This is a genomic window from Pseudomonas sp. MMS21 TM103, assembly GCF_022132145.1.
Taxonomy (GTDB): domain Bacteria; phylum Pseudomonadota; class Gammaproteobacteria; order Pseudomonadales; family Pseudomonadaceae; genus Aquipseudomonas.
Genome location: NZ_JAJISP010000001.1, coordinates 1230609 through 1251820, shown reverse-complemented (window position 1 = coordinate 1251820; position 21212 = coordinate 1230609). Strand labels below are relative to the sequence as shown.

Annotated in this window: 19 protein-coding genes; 8 read left to right on the top strand and 11 right to left on the bottom strand. The window is 64.9% G+C overall.

Going from position 1 to position 21212, the window contains the following annotated elements:
* Positions 1–30: 30 nt before the first annotated feature.
* Positions 31–255 carry a PA3496 family putative envelope integrity protein gene (locus LJY18_RS05735; protein WP_238040817.1) on the top strand — a complete coding sequence of 75 codons (225 nt, stop codon included), beginning with the start codon at positions 31–33 and terminating at the stop codon, positions 253–255.
* Here the strand turns inward: LJY18_RS05735 and LJY18_RS05730 are convergent.
* Complete coding sequence (locus LJY18_RS05730; protein WP_330872716.1) at positions 197–1159, bottom strand: LysR family transcriptional regulator; 963 nt, start codon at positions 1157–1159, stop codon at positions 197–199. The genes LJY18_RS05735 and LJY18_RS05730 overlap by 59 nt on opposite strands.
* A 185-nt stretch (positions 1160–1344) precedes the next feature.
* Between LJY18_RS05730 and LJY18_RS05725 the strand changes: the two genes are divergently transcribed.
* The 5 genes from LJY18_RS05725 (at position 1345) to glsB (ending at position 7292) form a co-directional block, all read left to right on the top strand.
* Positions 1345–2760, top strand: a complete 1416-nt coding sequence (locus LJY18_RS05725) for an acetyl-CoA carboxylase biotin carboxylase subunit (RefSeq protein ID WP_238040816.1) — start codon at positions 1345–1347, stop codon at positions 2758–2760.
* 69 nt (positions 2761–2829) lie between these two features.
* The gene (oadA, locus tag LJY18_RS05720) at positions 2830–4656 is read left to right on the top strand and encodes a sodium-extruding oxaloacetate decarboxylase subunit alpha (protein ID WP_238040815.1); all 1827 of its coding nucleotides are present in this window, start codon (positions 2830–2832) and stop codon (positions 4654–4656) included.
* Positions 4657–4778: 122 nt separating this feature from the next.
* Positions 4779–5720 (top strand): sodium-dependent bicarbonate transport family permease, encoded by a 942-nt coding sequence (locus LJY18_RS05715; protein ID WP_238040814.1) that lies wholly within the window; start codon positions 4779–4781, stop codon positions 5718–5720.
* A gap of 1 nt (position 5721) precedes the next feature.
* Positions 5722–6024 carry a P-II family nitrogen regulator gene (locus LJY18_RS05710; protein ID WP_238040813.1) on the top strand — a complete coding sequence of 101 codons (303 nt, stop codon included), beginning with the start codon at positions 5722–5724 and terminating at the stop codon, positions 6022–6024.
* A gap of 359 nt (positions 6025–6383) precedes the next feature.
* Positions 6384–7292 (top strand): glutaminase B, encoded by a 909-nt coding sequence (gene glsB / locus LJY18_RS05705; protein WP_238040812.1) that lies wholly within the window; start codon positions 6384–6386, stop codon positions 7290–7292.
* A 6-nt stretch (positions 7293–7298) separates the two neighbouring features.
* Here the strand turns inward: glsB and LJY18_RS05700 are convergent, their stop codons facing one another.
* The 3 genes from LJY18_RS05700 to LJY18_RS05690 form a co-directional block, all read right to left on the bottom strand.
* A complete protein-coding gene (locus LJY18_RS05700) occupies positions 7299–7754 on the bottom strand; it encodes a GNAT family N-acetyltransferase (RefSeq protein WP_238040811.1) in 456 nt (151 codons plus the stop codon).
* 73 nt (positions 7755–7827) lie between these two features.
* Positions 7828–8817, bottom strand: coding sequence for an asparaginase (locus LJY18_RS05695; protein WP_238040810.1), 990 nt, complete (start codon positions 8815–8817; stop codon positions 7828–7830).
* 64 nt (positions 8818–8881) lie between these two features.
* Positions 8882–10327 carry an alanine/glycine:cation symporter family protein gene (locus LJY18_RS05690; RefSeq protein WP_238040809.1) on the bottom strand — a complete coding sequence of 482 codons (1446 nt, stop codon included), beginning with the start codon at positions 10325–10327 and terminating at the stop codon, positions 8882–8884.
* A gap of 151 nt (positions 10328–10478) precedes the next feature.
* Between LJY18_RS05690 and LJY18_RS05685 the strand changes: the two genes are divergently transcribed.
* Positions 10479–11297 carry a helix-turn-helix domain-containing protein gene (locus tag LJY18_RS05685; RefSeq protein ID WP_238040808.1) on the top strand — a complete coding sequence of 273 codons (819 nt, stop codon included), beginning with the start codon at positions 10479–10481 and terminating at the stop codon, positions 11295–11297.
* An 11-nt stretch (positions 11298–11308) separates the two neighbouring features.
* Here LJY18_RS05685 and LJY18_RS05680 read toward each other — a convergent pair whose 3' ends face one another.
* The 4 genes from LJY18_RS05680 to LJY18_RS05665 form a co-directional block, all read right to left on the bottom strand.
* The gene (locus tag LJY18_RS05680; protein ID WP_238040807.1) at positions 11309–11929 is read right to left on the bottom strand and encodes an FMN-binding negative transcriptional regulator; all 621 of its coding nucleotides are present in this window, start codon (positions 11927–11929) and stop codon (positions 11309–11311) included.
* Between the two features lie 148 nt (positions 11930–12077).
* Entirely contained in the window at positions 12078–13487 is a 1410-nt protein-coding gene (locus tag LJY18_RS05675; protein WP_238040806.1) for a mechanosensitive ion channel family protein, read from the bottom strand.
* Positions 13488–13669: 182 nt separating this feature from the next.
* A complete protein-coding gene (locus tag LJY18_RS05670) occupies positions 13670–14929 on the bottom strand; it encodes a dicarboxylate/amino acid:cation symporter (RefSeq protein ID WP_238040805.1) in 1260 nt (419 codons plus the stop codon).
* Between the two features lie 103 nt (positions 14930–15032).
* Complete coding sequence (locus tag LJY18_RS05665) at positions 15033–16457, bottom strand: aspartate ammonia-lyase (RefSeq protein WP_238040804.1); 1425 nt, start codon at positions 16455–16457, stop codon at positions 15033–15035.
* Positions 16458–16771: 314 nt separating this feature from the next.
* Between LJY18_RS05665 and LJY18_RS05660 the strand changes: the two genes are divergently transcribed.
* Positions 16772–17680 (top strand): LysR substrate-binding domain-containing protein, encoded by a 909-nt coding sequence (locus LJY18_RS05660; RefSeq protein WP_238040803.1) that lies wholly within the window; start codon positions 16772–16774, stop codon positions 17678–17680.
* Here LJY18_RS05660 and LJY18_RS05655 read toward each other — a convergent pair.
* The 3 genes from LJY18_RS05655 to LJY18_RS05645 all read right to left on the bottom strand — a co-directional run bounded on the left by LJY18_RS05655 (position 17677) and on the right by LJY18_RS05645 (position 21184).
* On the bottom strand, positions 17677–18423 hold the full coding sequence (locus LJY18_RS05655) for a helix-turn-helix domain-containing protein (RefSeq protein WP_238040802.1): 747 nt from the start codon (positions 18421–18423) through the stop codon (positions 17677–17679). The genes LJY18_RS05660 and LJY18_RS05655 overlap by 4 nt on opposite strands.
* A 50-nt stretch (positions 18424–18473) precedes the next feature.
* Positions 18474–19883, bottom strand: a complete 1410-nt coding sequence (locus tag LJY18_RS05650; RefSeq protein ID WP_238040801.1) for an aminotransferase class III-fold pyridoxal phosphate-dependent enzyme — start codon at positions 19881–19883, stop codon at positions 18474–18476.
* Positions 19884–20074: 191 nt separating this feature from the next.
* The gene (locus tag LJY18_RS05645; protein WP_238040800.1) at positions 20075–21184 is read right to left on the bottom strand and encodes a polyamine ABC transporter substrate-binding protein; all 1110 of its coding nucleotides are present in this window, start codon (positions 21182–21184) and stop codon (positions 20075–20077) included.
* Positions 21185–21212: the final 28 nt, after the last annotated feature.

Genomic DNA, 21212 nt, shown 5'->3' with positions numbered 1-21212 from the left:
ACTCCCGTTATTCAGCCTGGGAGACCTGATATGCCTCGTTATTTAGATGAAGCGCAGTCACACGTCAGCACTGATGCGAAAAGCCGGCGCAAGTTGCTCGATCAGCGGCGTATGGAATACCGCCGCGCCATCGAAAGCTACGCCGAGCGTCGGCAGTTGCAGCAGCAATTGATCGATTTCCCGGAGCTGGTCGCCGCTAACTACCTGACCGCCGCTCAGGCGCCGGCTCGGCGAAGCGTTCAGCCAGGGCGTTGATCTGGCTGCGCTGATCGCGCACGAAGGCGAAGAACGCCTGGGCTACCGGCGACAGGTATTTGCCGCGCGGATGTACCAGGCACCAGCTGCGCAGCAATGGCAGTTCCGCCACCGGCAACTCGCGCAGTGCGCCACACGCCAGTTCGCGGCGCACGGCATGGCGTGGCAGCAGCGCCAGGCCGAGGCCGGCAAGCACCCCTTCGAGCTGGCTCTCGGTCGAGCCGACCTCCAGGGTCTGGGCGAAGTGCGCGCGTTTCTGGTTGCAATATTCCTCGCCGGCCAGGCGGGTACCCGAGCCGCGTTCGCGCACCAGCAGTGGCCAGGCGGTGAGGTCTTGCAGGGTCAGGGGCCCCTGCTGGCATAGCGGGTGGGTCGCTGGTGCCACCGCGACGATCGGGTTGTTGAGGAAGGGCAGGAACTCCAGATTCAGATCCGTCGGCACCTGGGACATGATCAGCAAATCATCGCGATTGGCGCTCAGGCGCTTGAGGGCCTGGGCGTGATTGGTCACCACCAGCTGCAAGCTGACTTCCGGGTACTGGCTGCGAAAAGCGGCGAACAGGTGCGGACTGAAGTATTTGGCGCTGGATTCCACGGCCAGGCTCAACTGTCCCTGCAGGGAGCCTTGTAGGTCGCCCAGTTGCATGTCGAGGCTTTCCAGGCGCCCAAAAATATCCGCGCTGGCCCGTTGCAGGGCCTCGGCGGCGTCGGTCAGGTAGAGCTTCTTGCCGACGTAGTCGAACAGCGGCTGGCCGAGCAGCTCTTCCAGCTGGCGGACTTGCAGGCTGACTGCCGGCTGGGTCAGTGACATGTCTTCGGCGGCGCGGCTGTAGGAGCGCTGCTGGCACACCGAGCGGAACACCTGAAGTTGGCGCAGGGTGATGCGCATCATGGATTTGCGCACGGGGTACCTCGTTCGGCGGACTGCTGGATTAAGCCTTGCGGCGGAGCTTTCAGTCGAGTGTATAAGCTATGACTTATGGCCAAGCAAATTATTATTGATTTCGATTATCCAGCACGCGAGCGTAGGGTGAATGGGTAGTTGTCACTAACGACTGTCTGTCTGTCCCCTGGGTCGAGGAAGCACGCGTGATCAAGAAAATCCTGATTGCCAACCGCGGCGAGATCGCCGTCCGTATCGTGCGCGCCTGCGCCGAAATGGGCATTCGCTCGGTGGCCATCTACTCCGACGCCGACCGCATGGCCCTGCACGTCAAGCGTGCCGATGAGGCCCATGGCATTGGTGACGATCCCCTGGCCGGTTACCTGAACCCGCGCAAACTGGTCAATCTGGCGGTGGAAACCGGCTGCGATGCTCTGCATCCCGGTTACGGCTTTCTTTCCGAGAATGCCGAGCTGGCGGAGATCTGCGCCGAGCGCGGGATCAAGTTCATCGGGCCGTCCGCCGAGGTGATCCGCCGCATGGGCGACAAGACCGAAGCGCGGCGCAGCATGATCAAGGCAGGCGTGCCGGTCACCCCCGGCACCGAAGGCAACGTCGCCGATATTACCGAGGCCCTGGCCGAAGGGGAGCGTATCGGTTACCCGGTGATGCTCAAGGCCACCTCTGGTGGCGGCGGTCGTGGTATCCGCCGCTGCAACTCGCGCGAAGAGCTGGAGCAGGCCTTCCCCCGGGTGATCTCCGAAGCAACCAAGGCGTTCGGCTCGGCTGAAGTCTTTCTGGAAAAGTGCATCGTCAATCCCAAGCATATCGAGGCGCAGATTCTCGGTGACAGCTTCGGCAATGTGGTGCACCTGTACGAGCGCGACTGCTCGATCCAGCGGCGCAACCAGAAGCTCATCGAGATCGCTCCCAGTCCGCAGCTGACTCCTGAGCAGCGCGCCTATATCGGTGACCTGTCGGTGCGCGCAGCCAAGGCGGTGGGCTATGAGAACGCCGGTACCGTGGAGTTCTTGCTGGCCGAGGGCGAGGTGTACTTCATGGAGATGAACACCCGGGTGCAGGTGGAGCACACCATCACCGAAGAAATCACCGGCATCGATATCGTCCGCGAGCAGATCCGCATCGCCTCCGGCCTGCCGCTGTCGGTCAAGCAGGAAGACATCATCCACCGGGGCTTCGCCCTGCAGTTCCGCATCAACGCCGAGGATCCGAAGAACAACTTCCTGCCCAGCTTCGGCAAGATCACCCGCTACTACGCGCCCGGCGGCCCCGGCGTGCGCACCGACACGGCGATCTACACCGGCTACACCATTCCGCCCTACTACGACTCGATGTGTTTGAAGCTGGTGGTCTGGGCGCTGACCTGGGAAGAGGCGATGGACCGCGGTCTGCGCGCCCTGGACGACATGCGCCTGCAGGGGGTGAAGACCACCGCGGCCTATTACCAGGAAATCCTGCGCAACCCGGAATTTCGTAGCGGCCAGTTCAACACCAGCTTCGTCGAAAGCCACCCGGAACTGACCCAGTACTCGATCAAGCGCAAGCCCGAAGAGCTGGCACTGGCCGTCGCCGCCGCCATCGCCGCCCACGCCGGGCTCTAACGAATCGTAGCTCGGACCCAGTCCGGCAGTTGCAGCCACGGATCCGATCCGGGCGTCAGGAGAACCAAGATGAGCAAGACCCACCAGCCGAAACGCATCGCCGTCACCGACACCATCCTGCGTGACGCTCACCAGTCGCTGCTGGCCACGCGCATGCGTCTGGACGACATGCTGCCGATCTGCGACAAGCTCGACCAGGTTGGTTACTGGTCGCTGGAAGTCTGGGGCGGCGCGACCTTCGACGCCTGTGTGCGCTTCCTCAAGGAAGACCCCTGGACCCGGTTGCGCGAACTGCGCAAGGCGCTGCCCAATACCCGCCTGCAGATGCTCTTGCGTGGGCAGAACCTGCTCGGCTATCGCCACTATAGCGACGACGTGGTCAAGGCCTTCGTCGCCAAGGCGGCGGCCAACGGCATCGATGTGTTCCGCATCTTCGACGCGATGAACGACGTGCGTAACCTGCGCGTCGCCATCGCGGCGGTGAAGGCCGCCGGCAAGCATGCCCAGGGCACCATCGCCTACACCACCAGCCCGGTGCACACGGTCGAGGCCTTTGTCGCCCAGGCCAAGGCCATGCAGGCCATGGGCGTCGACTCGGTGGCGCTCAAGGACATGGCCGGCCTGCTCACCCCCTATGCCACTTTCGAGCTGGTCCAGGCGCTGAAGGCCGAGGTCGACCTGCCGGTGTTCATCCACAGCCATGACACCTCGGGCATGGGCGCGATGTGCCAGCTCAAGGCCGTTGAGGCGGGTGCCGAGCATATCGACACCGCCATCTCCAGCTTCGCCTGGGGCACCAGCCATCCGGGTACCGAGTCGATGGTCGCCGCGCTCAAGGGCAGCGAATACGACACCGGCCTGGACCTGGAGCTGCTGCAGGAGATCGGCTTGTACTTCTATGCCGTGCGCAAGAAGTACCACCAGTTCGAGAGCGAATTCACCGCGGTGGATACCCGCGTGCAGGTCAACCAGGTGCCGGGCGGGATGATGTCCAACCTGGCCAACCAGCTCAAGGAACAGGGCGCGCTGCATCGGATCAACGAGGTCTTCGCGGAGATTCCGCGGGTCCGCGAAGACCTCGGTTATCCGCCGCTGGTGACCCCGACGTCACAGATCGTCGGCACCCAGGCGGTGTTCAACGTGCTGGCTGGCGAGCGCTACAAGACCATCACCAACGAGGTGAAGCTCTACCTGCAGGGCCGTTACGGCCTGGCGCCAGGCAAGATCAACGAGCAACTGCGCAAGCAGGCGATCGGCAGCGAAGAAGTGATCGACGTGCGCCCGGCCGATTTGCTCAAGCCGGAAATGGCCAAGCTGCGCGAAGAGATCAACCTGCTGGCCAGGTCCGAAGAGGACGTGCTGACTTATGCCATGTTCCCCGACATCGGCCGTAAGTTCCTCGAGGAGCGCGAAGCCGGCACCCTCAGGGCGGAACCGCTGCTGCCGATCCCCGAGGGTGGTGGCGTGGCCACTGCCGGGGGCGCCGGGGTGCCGACCGAGTTCGTTATCGACGTGCACGGCGAAAGCTACCGGGTCGACATCACCGGCGTCGGCGTCAAGGGCGAGGGCAAGCGTCACTTCTACCTGTCCATCGACGGCATGCCGGAAGAGGTGGTGTTCGAGCCGCTCAACGACTTCGTCGCGGGCGCGGGCGCCAGTGGCAAGCGCAAGCAGGCCAGTGCGCCGGGTGACGTCAGCACCAGCATGCCGGGCAATGTCGTCGATGTGCTGGTCGCGGAAGGCGATACGGTGAAAGCCGGGCAGGCGGTGTTGATCAGCGAGGCGATGAAAATGGAGACCGAGGTGCAGGCGCCGATCGCCGGGACGGTAAAGGCGGTGAATGTGGTCAAGGGCGACCGGGTCAATCCAGGCGAGGTGCTGATCGAGATCGAGTAAAGGCGCAGCAGTGAACGCCATCGCGGGATGGCTTCAAGGCGCCGCAACTTTTTCCCTCGGGGGGCCGCAAGGCTCCCTTTTTTTAACTGAACGCCGGACAGTCATGGGCGATGGAGGCGGTAATGGGGCTTGACCCGGTGGTGCTGTTTTTTCTTTTCGGTCTGTGTGCCGGTCTGTTGAAGAGCGAGCTGAAGCTGCCGCCGGCGCTCTATGAAACCCTGTCCATCGTCCTGCTGCTGGCCATCGGCTTGCATGGCGGCGTCGAGTTGGCGGAGCAGGCCAGCCTGCAGCTGCTCGGCCAGGCGGCGCTGGTGCTGGGCTTGGGCGTGGTGTTGCCGGTGCTGGCCTTTGCTGTGCTGCGCGCCCTGAATTTCGACCGGGTCAATGCGGCGGCGGTGGCGGCGCATTATGGCTCGGTGAGCGCCGGTACTTTCGCCGTGGTCGTGGCGTTCATGCTGGCCCGTGGCATCGAGTTCGAGAGCTACATGCCATTGTTCGTGGCGATCCTGGAGATTCCGGCGATTCTGGTCGGCATCCTGCTGGCCAAGGGCCTGGCCCGCGATACCGACTGGCGCGAGCTGGGCCGGGAGATCTTCCTCGGCAAGAGCATCATGCTGCTGCTCGGCGGCCTGATCATCGGCGCAGTGGCCGGCAAGGAGGCAATCAAGCCGCTGGAGCCGCTGTACACCAGCATGTTCAAGCCGGTGCTGGCGTTCTTCCTGCTGGAGATGGGCCTGATCGCCTCCGGTCAGCTTGGCGCGCTCAAGCAGTTCGGTTTGCGCCTGCTTGGTTTCGCCCTGCTGATGCCGTTGCTCGGCGCCCTGATCGGCGCCTTGCTGGCACGCCTGATGGGCCTGTCGCTGGGTGGCACCACCGTGCTCGCGACCCTGGCGGCCAGCGCCTCCTATATTGCCGTTCCGGCAGCCATGCGCCTGGCCTTGCCCGCAGCCAATCCGTCGCTATCGCTGACCGCCTCCCTGGGGATCAGCTTCCCCTTCAATATCCTGATTGGCATCCCGCTGTACCTGATGCTGGCCGAACAACTGATTGCCTGGGGACTCTGAGATGAATGCACACACCCGCACCCTGCTCACCGTGATCTGCGAAGCCGCACTGGAGAAGAAGCTGCTGGCCGACCTGGAAACACTCGGCGCGCCCGGCTGGACCATCTCCGACGCCCGCGGCCGTGGCGGCCGTGGCGTGCGCAGCGCCGGCTGGGACACCGAGGGCAATATCCGGGTGGAAATCATCTGCGCCCGGGACATCGCCGAACGCCTCGCTGCCCACCTGCAGGATCAGTACTACGCCAACTTTGCCATGGTCTGCTACCTGGCGCAGGTGGAGGTGCTGCGCCCGGAGAAATTCTGAGGCGCTGTCAATAAAGCCCGCCTGCAGTGCCCGCGGCCGAGCTAGCCTGGATAAATCGCGGCGCCACCACTCTGGCGGGCTGTCGCTAGACACCGAACGGATCGCTGCTGCGTCTTGCCATGGCTTCGCCACGGCGCTCGAGCGATTCACAAGCTTCGAGGCCGGCCGCGGATCGCGCCAAGGCTTATCCGGGGGTGGTATGCGGGCCTTGCAGCGGAATATAAACTCCAGGATTCAGGAGTCGCCCGATAAGCGTAAGCGCAATCCGGGGAGGAGGGCGCGAGTGTGATCAGCCTCAGGCAGCGGGCGTCTATCAGCTATCGCCCGGGGTTTGCCCGGGCATTACGGCGAGTCCGAGCATGCAAGCGCTGTTGAAGGAAATCCTCGATGAAGTCCGCCCGCTGATCGGCCGGGGCAAAGTGGCCGATTACATTCCGGCGCTGGGCGATGTGCCGGGCAACCAGCTGGGCATCGCGGTTTACAGCAACGAAGGCGAGCTGTTCTGTGCCGGCGATGCGCATACGGCGTTTTCCGTGCAGAGCATCTCCAAGGTGTTCAGCCTGGTGCAGGCCATCGGGCATTCCGGCGAGGATATCTGGCTGCGGCTGGGCCACGAGCCATCCGGGCAACCGTTCAACTCGCTGGTGCAGCTGGAGTTCGAGCGCGGTCGGCCGCGCAACCCCTTCATCAACGCCGGTGCTCTGGTGATCTGCGACATCAACCAATCGCGCTTTGCCGCGCCGGTACTGTCGATGCGCGACTTCGTCCGTCGCCTGGCCGGCAACCCCGAGATAGCGGTGGATAACCGGGTCGTCGATTCGGAATACCAGCACCGCGCGCGCAACGCGGCCGCGGCCTACCTGATGCAGTCTTTCGGCAATTTCCATAACGATGTCGAGACGGTGTTGCGCAACTACTTCAGTTACTGTGCCTTGCGCATGAACTGTATCGACCTGGCCCGCGCCTTCTGCTTCCTGGCCAACGATGGGTTTTGCCTGCACAGCGGCGAGCAGATCCTCACCTCGCGGCAGACCAAGCAGGTCAACGCCATCATGGCCACCAGCGGCCTGTATGACGAGGCCGGTAACTTCGCCTACCGGGTCGGTCTGCCGGGCAAGAGCGGGGTTGGCGGCGGCATAGTCGCGGTGGTGCCGGGGCGTTTCAGCGTCTGCGTCTGGTCACCGGAATTGAACGCCGCCGGCAACTCCCTGGTCGGCATGGCGGCGCTGGAGCTGCTCAGCCAGCGCATTGGCTGGTCGGTGTTCTGAACCGACTCAGAGTAGCTTGCGGAACTGCACGAAACCCGAGCGCTCGGCGACGCGCTCGTACAGCAGCATGGCCTTGCTGTTGGTGTCGTGGGTCAGCCAGTGCACCCGCGCGCAGTCTGCCTGGAGGGCCTGGGTGTAGACGTGTTCGATCAGTTGGCGGCCGACGCCGCTGCTGCGCACGTCCTTGGCGATGAACAGATCCTGCAGGTAGCAGTAGTCGCCGACGGTCCAGGTCGAGCGGTGGTAGATCCAGTGCACCAGGCCGATGGCCTTGCCTTCATGCCAGGCGAGGGCGGCATGCATCGGTTCGGCCGGATCGAGAAAGCGCTGCCAGGTGACGTCGCTGGTGGCCGCTGGAATCTCGGTCATGTAGAAGCGCTGATAGCCCTGCCACAGGGGCAGCCAGGCGGCATGGTCGGCGGCGCTGACGGGACGGATCTCGGCGGGAATGCGAACGGCCATCGTGCGACCTCCTGTGGGTTGAATCAGTCATCCTGAAACTGTTAGGGCTGCGCTGCAAGTCCCGCAGCGCTGGCTAGTCGGCACGCTCACCGCACAGATCCAGGGCGAACCAGTGTTCCGTCTCGGCCTGGCTCAGGCCAGCGCCGAGCAGGGCGAACAGCTTACCCAGCGCGGCTTCGCGGGTCATGCCGCCGGCCGAGACCAGGCCGGCCCCGGCCAGTTTGCTCCCCGCAGCATAGACGCCGAACTCGACATGGCCATGCGTGCACTGGCTGACCGCCGCCAGCACCACCCCTCGCTCATGGGCCGCCTTGAGTGCCACCAGCAGCGCGGCGTCATCCGAGGGCCCGGTACCGCTGCCGTAGCACTCGAGCAGCAGGCCGCGTACGCCGCTGTCGAGCAGGGCGCTGACATGCGCCGCCTGGATGCCAGGGAAGCACGGCAGCACCGCGAGATTGACCGGTTGGCGTGGCTGGCGGTAATCGAGGCTGGCGGGGATGCTTTCGGCGCGTGGACTCTGGCGCAGGCGCGGCAGTTCGGCGAAGGCGCCGAAGGTGGCGCTGGCCAGCTTGCTGACCCGCGCGCCATGCATCAGCTGGCCGTTGAAGTACAGGTGCACGCCGGGCGCAACGCCCTGCTGCAGCGCGTCCATGGCACCGAACAGGTTGGCCCAGGCATCGCTGCCTGCGGCGCCGGCCGGCAGCATCGAGCCGGTCAGCAGCACCGGAACCGGCAGGCCGAGCAGCAGGAAGCTCAGGGCGCCGGCGCTGTAGGCCAGGGTGTCGGTGCCGTGCAGCACCAGCACGGCATCGCAGCCGTCCTGCTCGACGCCGCTTCGGATCGCCGCGACCATCGCCAGCCAGTTGGCCTGGCTCATGTTGGCGCTGTCGATCGGCGGCAGCAGTTCGCGGAAGATCCAGTTGGGCAGTTGACGCGTTTGTTCCTGTGCTTGCTGGGCACGCAGCCGCGCCTCGAAGCCGGAGGCGGGCGCCAGGCCGTCTGCGCTCATCTGCATGCCGATGGTGCCGCCGGTGTAGAGCACCAGGAGTTTTGTTATAGCCATCAAGGCTCTCCTCAGATAAAAAAACAGGGGGCCATAGCCCCCTGTGTATCACATCGTTAGCGACTCAGCGTTGGTACACGCCATCGCCAATCGCACCGAGATCGACTTCTGGCTGGCTCGCCGGGTTGGCCGGCCAGACTGCTGGATCGAGATCGAGGTCGGCGAACTGCTTGGGATCGAGCACCGGCGATTTGACCCCGGCCTTGATCTGGCTGTCGTAGTCGCGCATCAGGCGCAGGCCGACCTTGAACAGCAGGGCCAGGGCGACCAGGTTGGCGATGGCCAGCAGACCCATGGTGACGTCGGCGAAGGCGAACACGGTGCCCAGGTCCTGCATCGAGCCCCAGAGTACCAGGCCGACCACCAGCACGCGGTAGACCTGTACCGGCCAGCGCTTGCTGGTGAAGAAGCCGAGGGCGTTCTCGCCGAGGTAGTAGTTGTAGATCAGGGTGGTGAAGACGAACAGCAGCAGGGCGACGCTGACGAACACCCGGCCCCATTCGCCGACCACGCTGGCCATGGCGGTCTGGGTCAGGATCACGCCGGACACGTCCATGCCCGGCTGGTAGACGCCGGAGAGCAGGATGATCAGCGCGGTGCAGCTGCACAGGATGATGGTGTCGATGAACACGCTGAGCGACTGCACGATGCCCTGGGCGACCGGGTGCTTGACCTCGGCCACTGCGGCGACGTTGGGCGCGCTGCCCAGGCCGGCTTCGTTGGAGAACAGGCCGCGTTTGACGCCCATGATGATGGCCGCGCCGATGCCACCGGCAAAGGCCGGCTCGAGGCCGAAGGCGCTGTTGAAGATCAGGGTCAGGGTGGCCGGAACCGCGTCGATGTTGCTGCCGATCACATACATCGCCATGGCGATGTAGGAGAAGGCCATGGTTGGCACCAGCACGTCGGCGATCTTGGCGATGCGCTTGATGCCGCCGAAGATGATCAGGCCGATCACCACCACCAGAGCGATGCCGCTGAGGTAGGTGGGCAGGCCGAAGGTGTCGTGCAGCGAGCTGGCCACGGTGTAGGACTGCACGGCGTTGAAGCCGAAGCCGAAGGTCACCAGCAGCAGCAGGGAGACGACGATGCCCAGCCAGCGCTGGCCGAGGCCGTGCTCGATGTAGAAGGCCGGGCCGCCACGGTAGCTGCCGTCGGGCTCGCGGCGCTTGTACAGCTGGGCCAGGGAGCATTCGAAGTAGCTGGTGGCCATGCCGACCAAGGCGACCATCCACATCCAGAAGATCGCGCCCGGGCCACCGAGCATGATCGCCACGGAAACCCCGGCGATGTTGCCGGCGCCAACGCGGCCAGCGACGCTGAGCATCAGGGCCTGGAACGAGCTGAGCTGACCGGGCTGGTGCTTGAAGGCCTCGCTGAAGATGCGGAACATGCTGCCGAAGTAGCGGAACTGGACGAAGCGCGAGGCCACGGTGAAGTACAGACCAAGGCCGATCAGCATGACGATCAGCAGCTTGCTCCAGATCAGGTCGTTGAGAATATCGAGCATGGCGGGAGAGTCTCTCTTGTTGTTCTGTGAGGAAAAAATGCTAGGGACGAATGGTTGAGCACAGCGGCCTGCCATGCAATTTCGCGGGTGGCGGCGATCTGATGCGAGTTGATGCTACAATCGCGTCGCTCGCGCCAAGAGGAACAGCAGCATGTCGGATTATCTGGGGGACAACCTCAAGCTGCTGTGCAGCCACTACCGCTCGATCGCCGAGGTGTGTCGCAAGCTGGCGATCAACCGGGCCCAGTTCAACAAGTACCTCAGCGGGCAGAGTCGGCCGACTGCCTACAACCTCAAGCGCATCTGCGATTTCTTCGGCGTCGAGGCCTACGAGCTGAGCCTGCCGGGCGAACAGTTCGCCGACCTGGTCGGCGCGCGTAGCGCCGGTCAGGCCCCGCGGCTGGCTGGCGACCCGTTGCTGGACTTCTTCCAGCCGCTGCGTGAGCACGCCAGCAGCCTGTCGCGTTATTGCGGCTACTACTTCGAGTACGCCAACTGCATGTCGGTGCCCGGGCAGATCCTGCTGTCGCTGGTACAGCTGCGCGAGGAGCGCGGCAGCTTCCTGTTCGAGCGCCAGGAGCGCCAGGAGCCGTCACGCGCCGACAGCGGCAAGGCCGAGGACTGGGTGCGCTGTCGCTACCTGGGCGCGGCCTTCTACCTGCAGGACCGGCTGTTCCTGATCGACTACGAATCGCTGACCGGCAACGAGATGAGCCAGACCATCCTGATCCCCAGCTTCAAGAGCCGCATCACCCGCCTCAACGGCCTGAAGACCGGGGTCTCCAGCGGCGACCTGCGCACCCCGGCCTGCACCCGGGTGGTCTGGGAGTTTCTCGGCAGCGAGATCAACCGGGTCAACGCCTACCGCCAGGTGATGCTCTACAGCCCGGATGATCCGCGCATCGACGCTGATATCCGGCAGCGCTTGGCTGGTGCGCAGATCCGCAATGGTCTTTTCGAGATTGAGTAAGGCGCAGCCGTTCAGCTCAAGCGTGTCGCGAGTGCCTGGTCTGCGGCGACAGGGCTGGCACTGAGGCCTTTATGCACGCCGTCGCGATCAGCGTCCGTGCGGTTCTGGCTAAGTTTCCATTGGCCCTCAAGGCGCTGGATCGGCAGGGCGAAGCCGACAATGGCGCGCAGCATCGTGTCGATATAGTCCGTGGGTGCATCACTGACCGCCCAAGGCCGCTCGCGTCCGGCCTCATGCTGGGCACTGAGACGGCTGACCAACTGCAGCAACCCCTCGCTGTCTTCAATCAGCTGCGCCTGACCGCGTGCGTGCACGGCAATGTAGTTCCAGGTGGGCACGGCTTTGCCGTGTTCGGCCTTGCTCGGATACCACGCGGGGCTGATGTAGGCCTGTGGCCCCTGGAAGATGGCCAGGGTTTCGCCCTGCAGCAGCTCACGCCAGTGTGGGTTGGCCCGGGCAAAGTGGCCGTAGAGGGTGCCGAATTCGCCCTCGTCGGTGGCCAGCAGGAGCGGCAGGTGGCTGGCCTGTAGGCCGTTTGCGCCCTGGTTTACCAGCGTTGCCAGTGGGCAGGCGTTGATCTGCTGATGCAGCAGGGCGAGGTCGTTTTGACGGAACGCGGGTGGCGTGTACATGACGGGACTCCGGCGGCGAGGCCCCATCCTAGCGCGCGGTGCCGGGCCGGATAAGCGGCAATTGCGGCGACTTTTACCGGCACAGTCGACATCGCGCCTTGGCTTGGCCGCCGGCGGCTCTGAAGCAGGTCTCTAGCCAAGGGCGGTTTTATTCATGCGGCACGTCCTTGTCGAGCAGGTCATTGCCTGGGTCAGATTGGATTTCCGCGTCCACTTTCTGCTCCAGGTGTTTGTCCGGGGTGACATCGAGCACCGCATCGCCACGCTCCACTCGGGTTGCAGGAGGCTCATTCTTGTTCGCGTGGCTAGTGAGTGGGGTGGCGCCAGTGCTCTTGCTATCCAGCGCGCTAAACAGCGCGGTGTTGACCTCGGGATCGAAGCGCAACCGATAAATCGGCTCCGGCAAGGTGAAGCCCTGTGCTTGCAGCGCACGCATGGCGGCGCGAATAGCCAGGCTGCGGGCTTTGGCAAAATTGGTTTGGTGCTGATCGATCCAGGCGTAGAAGGTCAGCACGATGTTGGAGTCGCCCACCGTGTTGATCAGCGCGTCGGGCTCGGGCTCTTGCAGGATAAAGTCGAGGCTGCTGATGGCGTCCAGGCCCGCCTGCATCGCGGCCACCGGGTCATCGTCGGCATCCACGCCGAGTTCGAACTCAAAGCGCCGTTCCGGGTTGGTCGAGTAATTGAGGATGATGCCCTTGAACACCGCCGCATTGGGGATGCGCATATGGTTGCCGTCGAGGGTCATTAAAATCGTGGCGCGCGAGGTCAGGCGCACGACGATGCCCTCGATGTCATTGATGATCACGTGATCCTTGGCGCGGAACGGCTGGCGCAGGCTGAGCATCACGCTGGAGATGTAATTCTCCACCGTATCGCGCACGGCAAAACCGATGGCCAGGCCAATGACCCCGGCGCCACCGAGTATGGCGGTGATAACCGATGCAGCGCCCAATAAATTCAGCGCCAGGATAATCCCCAGCAACAGGATGACCACGCGCGTGGCCTGGGCCATAAGGTCGGCGAGGAAGGGATTGGGCGCTATTTTCCGCCATAAAAACTGCCGGCCGGCGATGAAATTGCCCAGCAGAACAAAGGCGGTTAAAACCAGCAGCGCCAGGCCAATCAAAGGCAGTGCTTTTATAAAACTCATGCTTTGCGTGCGCAGGCGCTCAATCACCGGCCGCACGTTGTCGGCCACGGCCAGGGTTCTGTTCATTTCGTCGGTTACCGTGACCACCCCGGCGAGCCGGCCTGCCAAGCGCTGGGCTTGCTGCGCCGCCATTTCATTGGCTACCTCGCCACGCAGAATGACCACGCCGCCACCGACATACACCGTGACGCCGCGCAGCGGCTCCAGTTCGGCAAAAATATTCTCGATGCGCGCCTGAATCGTCTCATCGCTCTGCGTCGCCTCTGCTTCGATAGCCGCCGCGGCGACCGGCTCAGAAAGGCTCGCGTCTTCGCTTTGCGCCAAGGCAACGTGGCCCGGCAATAAAATAAGCAGCAGCGCTAATGCCAGCAGCCTATTGCGCGAGGGCTTGATTGAGAACGTCATCGCAGGCGGCTCCGAAATAAGGCGACAGTAAAAAACACTAGCCTACACGGATGCGCAAAACGCTGACTGACCCAGTGCACAGCGGGTCGATGGGGCGGCGGCTAGTGCGGCCGCAAGCCAATAGCACAACGCCCCGTGAACACGAGGTTCACGGGGCGTTGTGGAGGGCAGCGTTGGCCGCTTTACTGCGGGTTGTCGCTGTTATAGATGGTTTGGTCCAGTTCGTTCTCGCTGCGCCCCACCAGGGTGGTGGTCATCAGGTCACCGGCGACGTTGACCGTGGTGCGTGCCATGTCGAGGATGCGGTCGATGCCGGCAATCAGGGCCACGCCTTCCAGCGGCAGACCGACTGAACTGAGCACCAGGCCGAGCATGATCAGGCCGGCACCCGGTATGCCGGCGGTGCCGATCGAGGCCAGGGTGGCGGTGAGGATGATCATCAGGTACTGGCCGGCAGTCAGGTCGACGCCGAAGGCCTGGGCGATGAACAGCGCCAGCACGCCCTGGTAGATGGCGGTGCCGTCCATGTTGATGGTCGCGCCGACCGGCAGCACGAAGCCGGCCACGCCCTCGGACACGCCGAGGTTATTGCGCGCACATTCGATCGACACCGGCAGGGTGCCGGCGCTGCTTGAGGTGCTGAAGGCCACCGCCAGTGCCGGGGCGATGCCCTGGAAGAAGCGCAGCGGGCTGAGCCGGGCGAGCAGTCCGAGCAGGCCACCGTAGACCAGCAGCACATGGGCCAGGCTGGCCAGGTAGATCACCCCGATCACTCCGGCCAGCGGCAGCAGCACCTCGGCGCCGTGGCTGCCGACCACCCCGGCGATCAGGGCGAACACGCCATAGGGGGCCAGGCGCATGATCAGGTCGGTGAGCTTGTAGAGGGTCTCGGCCAGGCTGTCGAACAGCCTGATCGCCGGTGCGGCCTTGTCGCCGATCAGGTTCATGCTCACGCCCAGGGCGATGGCGAACACGATGATCTGCAGGATGTTGCCTTCGGCAAACGCACTGACTGGGTTGCTCGGCACCAGGCCGACCAGAATGCTGATCAGCGTAGGCGCCTGCTTGGCCTCGCTACCGGCGCTGGCGACCATGTTCATGCCTTCGCCCGGTGCGAACAGGGCGCCGAACAGCAGGCCGATGCTTACCGCGAAGGCGGTGGTGACCAGGTAGATGGCGATGGTCTTGACGCTGATCCGGCCAAGCTTGGCGCTGTCCTGCATGGAGGTGATGCCGGCCACCAGGGAGACGAACACCAGCGGCACGATGAGCATCTTGATCGCATTGAGGAACAGTGCGCCGAGCGGCGCCAGGATCAGGGCGTCTTGCTTGAACGCGATGCCGGTGGCGACGCCGAGGGTGAGGCCGATGAGGATTTGTTGCCACAGGGGTAGGCGCCCCCAGAGGCGCCAGGGGGAGGTGAGGGTCGTGCTCTGGTTCATGCGTGTACCGTCTGTTGTTGTTATTAGGCTGACCGTCTGCGCGGTCTGGCGCGGTAGCGCTCGGCGAACCGAGCGCCGTTTCAGGCGCGGGGTCGCGCCGGGTTCAGGCCTTGAGCGGCACCAGGCGCGGCGCGATCATGTTTTCCGGGCTGAGGATGTCGGCCAGGGTGGCGTCGTCCAGCAGTTGCTCCTCGCGCACCAGCTCCAGCACGCCGCGGCCGCTTTCCAGGGCCAGCTTGGCGATGCGGGTGGCGTTCTCGTAGCCGATGTAGGGGTTCAGGGCGGTAATCAGGCCGATGGAGTTCTCCATCAGCGCGCGGCAATGCGCCTCGTTGGCCGTGATGCCGACGATGCAGTGCTCGCGCAGCATGTCCATGGCGCGCTGCAGCAGGCGGATCGAGTCGAAGATCTTGTAGGCGATCAGCGGCTCCATGACGTTGAGCTGCAACTGGCCGCCCTCGGCGGCGATGGTCAGGGCCAGGTCGTTGCCGATGATCTCGAAGGCCACCTGGTTGACCGCTTCCGGAATCACCGGATTGACCTTGCCGGGCATGATCGAGCTGCCCGGCTGGCGCGCTGGCAGGTTGATCTCGTTGATCCCGGTGCGCGGGCCGCTGGAGAGCAGGCGCAGGTCGTTGCAGATCTTCGACAGCTTGACCGCGGTGCGCTTGAGCATGCCGGAGAACAGCACGAAGGCGCCCATGTCGCTGGTCGCTTCGATCAGGTCGGCGGCCGGCACCAGCGGTTGGCCGCTGATGGCGGCCAGGCGGTCGACGGCCAGCTGCTGGTAGCGTGGGTCGGCGTTGATCCCGGTGCCGATTGCGGTGCCGCCGAGGTTGACCTCGGTGAGCAGTTCCGGCGCCAGGCTGCGCAGGCGCGCCAGGTCTTCGCCGAGGGTGTTGGAGAAGGCGCGAAACTCCTGGCCGAGGGTCATCGGCACCGCGTCCTGCAACTGGGTGCGGCCCATCTTCAGGACGTGGGCGAACTCCTCGCCCTTGGCGGCGAAGGCGCCGATCAGGCTGTCGAGGCTGGCCAGCAGGGTGTCGTGGCCGAGCAGCAGGCCGAGGCGGATGGCGGTCGGGTAGGCGTCGTTGGTCGACTGCGCCATGTTCACGTCATTGTTCGGGTGCAGGTACTTGTACTCGCCCTTGGCATGACCCATGGCCTCCAAGGCGATGTTGGCGATCACCTCGTTGGCGTTCATGTTGGTCGAGGTGCCGGCACCACCCTGGATCATGTCGACCACGAATTCTTCATGGAAATCGCCGCGGATGATCCGCGCGCAGGCTTCGCTGATCGCCGCGTGCTTGGTCGCGCTGAGGTGACCCAGTTCGCGGTTGGCGTCGGCGGCCGCCTGCTTGACCATGGCCAGGGCGGTGACGAACTTGGGGTAGTGCGCCAGCGGCACGCCGGACAGGCGAAAGTTATGCACGGCGCGCAGCGTCTGGATGCCGTAATAGGCCTCGGCAGGGACTTCGAGGGTACCGAGCAAATCTTTTTCGACGCGGAAGGATGCGGCAGCGGACATGATGGGGGAGGTCTCTGAAGAATACGGCTGTCGCCGCGATGCCCCGTAGATTAAGGGCTGTGGCCAGAAGCTGGCTAATGCTGTTAAGCGCTAGGGTATGCATAATCGGCATAATGTCGGCGTGACGCCGAATTGCCGGCGAGCGTAGTAGGGGTGAATTAGCGGCGCCGTACAGCGGACCGTATCCCGCATGCGCTTGTGACGCGGCCTGATGTTTGGCAATGGCGGCAGGCGGCCAACCTGCGCGGCCCGACCCACCCTACGCGGGACGGGCTGGGGCTTGACGTTCAACGGAGTATCTACGGAAACGATCCATGAACCTGGAAACCAAATGGCTGGAAGACTTCGTCGCCCTGGCCGCCACCCGCAGTTTTTCCCAGGCGGCGCAAAAGCGCTTCGTCACCCAGCCGGCCTTCAGCCGGCGCATCCGCAGCCTGGAGAACATGCTCGGCCTGACCCTGGTCAACCGCGCCTGCACCCCGGTCGAGCTGACCGAGGCCGGCCAGTTGTTCCTGGTCACCGCGCGCAGCCTGGTCGAGCAGCTCGGCGAGGTGGTGCGTCACCTGCATAACCTCGAAGGCAAGCAGGGCGAGGTGCTGCAGATAGTCGCCGCGCATTCGCTGACCCTGGGTTTCTTTCCCGCGTGGATCGCCCGCTTGCGCCGCGAAGGCCTGCCCCTGCAGACGCGGCTGGTGGCGACCAACGTCGGCGAGGCGGTGCACTCGCTGCGTGAAGGCAGCTGCGACCTGATCCTCGCCTACTACGACCCGGACGCCTCGTTGCAGATGGACCCGGAAATCTTTCCCTCGCTGCACCTGGGGCACACCGAGATGCTGCCGGTGTGTGCGGTGGATGGCGAAGGTCGCCCCTTGTTCGATCTCGACAGCGGCCAGAGCGTGCCGCTGCTGGCCTACAGTGCCGGCGCCTTCCTCGGTCGTTCGGTCAACCTGCTGCTGCGCCAGCGCATATTGCGCTCGACCACGGTGTACGAGACCGCGATGGCCGACAGCCTCAAGAGCATGGCCCTGCAGGGCATGGGGGTGGCCTGGGTGCCGCGCCTGTCGGTCACCGCCGAGCTGGCCCGCGGCGAGCTGGCGGTGTGCGGCAACGAGCAATGGCGGGTGCCGCTGGAAATCCGCCTGTACCGCTGCGCCCTGGTGCGCAAGGCAGCGGTCAGGCTGTTGTGGCGCAAGCTGGAGAGTGGCGAGCTCGGGGGAAGCTAGTTGCGCTGGCCAGGCGCCTGGCCGGTAACGGCACGATAGGCGGCATAGAAGGTACTGGTGGAGCGAAAGCCGGCGGCGCGGGCGCGCTCGAGAATACCCACGGCCGGATCGCTGGCCAGCACATGGGCAATCCGCGCGCGGTTGACGTACTGGTAGAAGGTCAGACCCAGCCCCTGGTTCAGGGCATAGGAAATCTGGTTGCGGGTATAGCCGCAGGCCTCGGCCACCGCTGGCAGTGACAGCCCCGGGTCGAGGTAGGGCTGCTGCCGTTCAAAATACAGCGCCAGGTCATTCAGCAGGTAGCCCAGGGCGCGGGGTCCCAGGGCGATCTTGCGCGCGGCGTTCTGCGGTTTCGAGGCGCCGGCCGGTTGCTGCACCAGGGCATATTCGTTGATCTCGACGATCAGCCCGTCCGCCACCCGCACCGCATCGCAGGCGGAGAAACTGAGCAGGGCGCTGCCATCGGCCGAGCGGATCACCTCGCGGTAACGGAGGAAGGCGGTATCGCCATCCACCCGTGGTCGGTCGAGGTATTCGAGGGTGTCCAGCGCGCTGCGCGCGATGATCGCGCGCACGTGCCGGCGCAGGGCCTCGCCCTCATAGCAGCGACCGCTGAAGTGCTCGATGAACTGCATCTGCGGGTGGTACAGCGCCTCGACCCCGGCGACATCGCCGCGTCCCCAACAGGCGTTGTGCTGGTCGACGATGCGCAGGGTGGCGGTGCTCAGGGCGTCAGGCGGCATGCTCACTCCGAGGTGGAAACGTGTCGCGCATACTAGCCCAGTCGTTGGCCTCAGCGCAGGGCGCTAGCGGCCGCCTCCTGAATGCTGCCCGCCTCCTGCGGCGGGTTCGCCGCCACTTCACGAATCGCGTCGGCAATCGCCCGGCAGCTGAATTCGAACACCTCGGCTGACATGGCCAACGCCGGCTGCAGGCGGTAGTGCCACTTGCCGCGCTGGCTGATGCCGAGTACCCCGCGGCGCAGTGCGGCATGGTGCACTGCGTACTGGAAGGCTGGGGCCGGTGCGTGGCTGGCCTTGCTCTGGACGAACTCGATGGCCGCCATGGCGCCCACCGCACGGACATCGCCGATCTGCTCGATCTCCTGCTTGAGCGGGCGCATGTGCTCGTAGAACAGGTGCTCCAGCAGGCGGGCATTTTCCAGCACACCGCCAGCCTCGATCAGCTCGATGCCGGCCAGGGCGCCGGCGCAGGCGGCGGGGGCAAAGCCGTAGGTGCTGCCCAGGTGCAGGTCGGTATGGGCCATCACCTCGTCGGTGCCGAGGATCGCCGCGATCGGCTGGCCGCCGGCGGCAAAGGCCTTGCCGAGCAGGATCAGGTCGGGGTCGATGTTCTGCCAGCGCTGCATGGCGAACATTTCGCCGCAGCGGCCCATACAGGTCTGCACCTCGTCCAGGCACAGCAGCCAGCCCCAGCGCTTGCACAGCGCGCCCAGCCGGTCCCAGAACGCCTGCGACGGGGCATGGATGCCGCCTTCGCCGAGCACCGGCTCGATCAGCACGCCGGCGATCTGGCCGGGGTGGACCTGTTGCACCAGCAGGTACTCCAGGTAGTCGAGCACCTCGCAGTCGTCGAAGGGGCCGGGGCCCTTGCGGAAGGCCGAACGGAAGCGGTTGGGGTAGGGCACCATGACCACCCCGGAGACGAACTGGCTGCGCCCCGAGGAAACGTTGGACAGGTCGCTGGAGGCGCCGGCGGTCATGTAGGTGGACTCGCCGTGGTACTGGCCGCCGAAGGTGATGATCAGCGGGCGGCGGCTGGCCTCGCGCATGAACTTCACCGCGCCTTCCACGGCCAGGGTGCCGGACACCGAGTACTCGACCCGGTTGATCCGCCCGGGGGCGATCTGCGCCAGCTTCTCCACCAGCGGCAGGGCGGCGTCATTGTTCAGCCAGCCGCTGATCTGCATGCCGTGGCGGTCCCAGGCCTTGGCCATGGCCTCGCGCACCGAGGGCGGGGTCGGACCATAGGGCGAGGCACCCCAGGCCGAGAGGTGATCGGCGAAGCGGTTGTCGTCGGCATCGACGATCAGGTCGCCGCGCCGGCTGCTTTCCACCAGCGGATAGATGCTGTGGTCGGCGTTGCTGCCGGTCATGTGCGGCGTGTAGCGGGCAAACAGTTCACGGCTACGCGGGCCCGGCAGGGCGGTGACGACTTCGGGCAGTTCGACGGGGTGGCTCATGGGTGGCTCCTGACTTAGGGCGTTTGCCCCAGTCTGCCAGCCATTTCGTGCGGTGGTTTTTCGCGCGGGTCCGCGCGAAACATCCAGCGGCCATCCGCTAGGCGGCAGGCAGGGGTGCGGTCTTCAGCCACGAAGCCCCTCTGCCTGCAGGCAAGAGGGGCTTGCGTGTTCCCGGCGCTGCAAACGCGGCCTCAGGTGCCCGACTTGATCCGGGTCCAGGCGCGGGTGCGCAGGCGCTCGGTCTTCAGCGGCAGTGGCTTGAGCACATACAGGGTCTTCTGTGCCTCGGCGGTCGGGGTCAGGTCGGGGTTGTCGCGGATCTCTGCGCTGACCAGCGCCATGGCGTCCTTGTTCGGGTTGGGGTAGCCGAGGAAGTCGCTGATCGGCGCCACCACCTCGGGGTCGAGCAGGTTGTCGAGGAAGGCGTGGGCCTCGTCAACGTTCTTGGCGCTGGCCGGGATGGCGAAGGAGTCGAACCACAGCGGTGCGCCTTCCTTGGGCAGGCGCCAGTCGACCACCACGCCGTTGCCGGCTTCCTTGGCCCGGTTGGCGAACTGGTAGAAGCTGCCCGAGTAGCCGATGGCCACGCAGATGTTGCCGTTGGCGATATCGTTCATGTACTTGGCCGAGTGGAAGTAGCGCACGTGCGGGCGGATCTTCAGCAGCAGTTCGGTGGCCTTGTCGTAATCCTCGGCCTTGGTGCTGCTCGGGTCCAGGCCCAGGTAATGCAGGGCGATCGGCAGGATCTCGCCCGGCGAGTCGAGCATGGTCACCCCGCACTGCGCGAGCTTGGCGGCGTTCTCTTCCTTGAAGATCAGATCCCAACTGTTCACCGGGGCTTCCTCGCCGAGTGCGGCCTTGACCTTCTCCGGATTGAAGCCGATCAGCACGGTGCCGTACATGTAGGGCACCGCGTGTTCATTGCCGGGGTCGTTGGCCGTCATCAGCTCCAGCAGTGCCGGGTCGAGGTGCTTCCAGTTCGGTAGCTGGCTCTTGTCCAGTTTCTGGAACACCCCGGCCTTGATCTCGGTGTCGAGGAAGGTGTTGGTCGGCACCACCAGGTCGTAGCCCGAGTTGCCGGTAAGCAGTTTGGCTTCCAGCGCCTCGTTGGTGTCGAACACGTCCCAGGTCAGCTGAATGCCGGACTTGGCCTGGAACTCCTTGGGTACCGACGGCAGCATGTAGTCGGCCCAGTTGAACACGCGCAGCTCGCGCTGCTTCTCCGGGGTTTGTGCCTGGACCGCGCCGCACAGCGCGGTAGCGACCAGGGTCGCGGCAAATAGCTGGGTGATTCTGTTCATCGAGGTCACTCCAATCTTATTGTGGTTC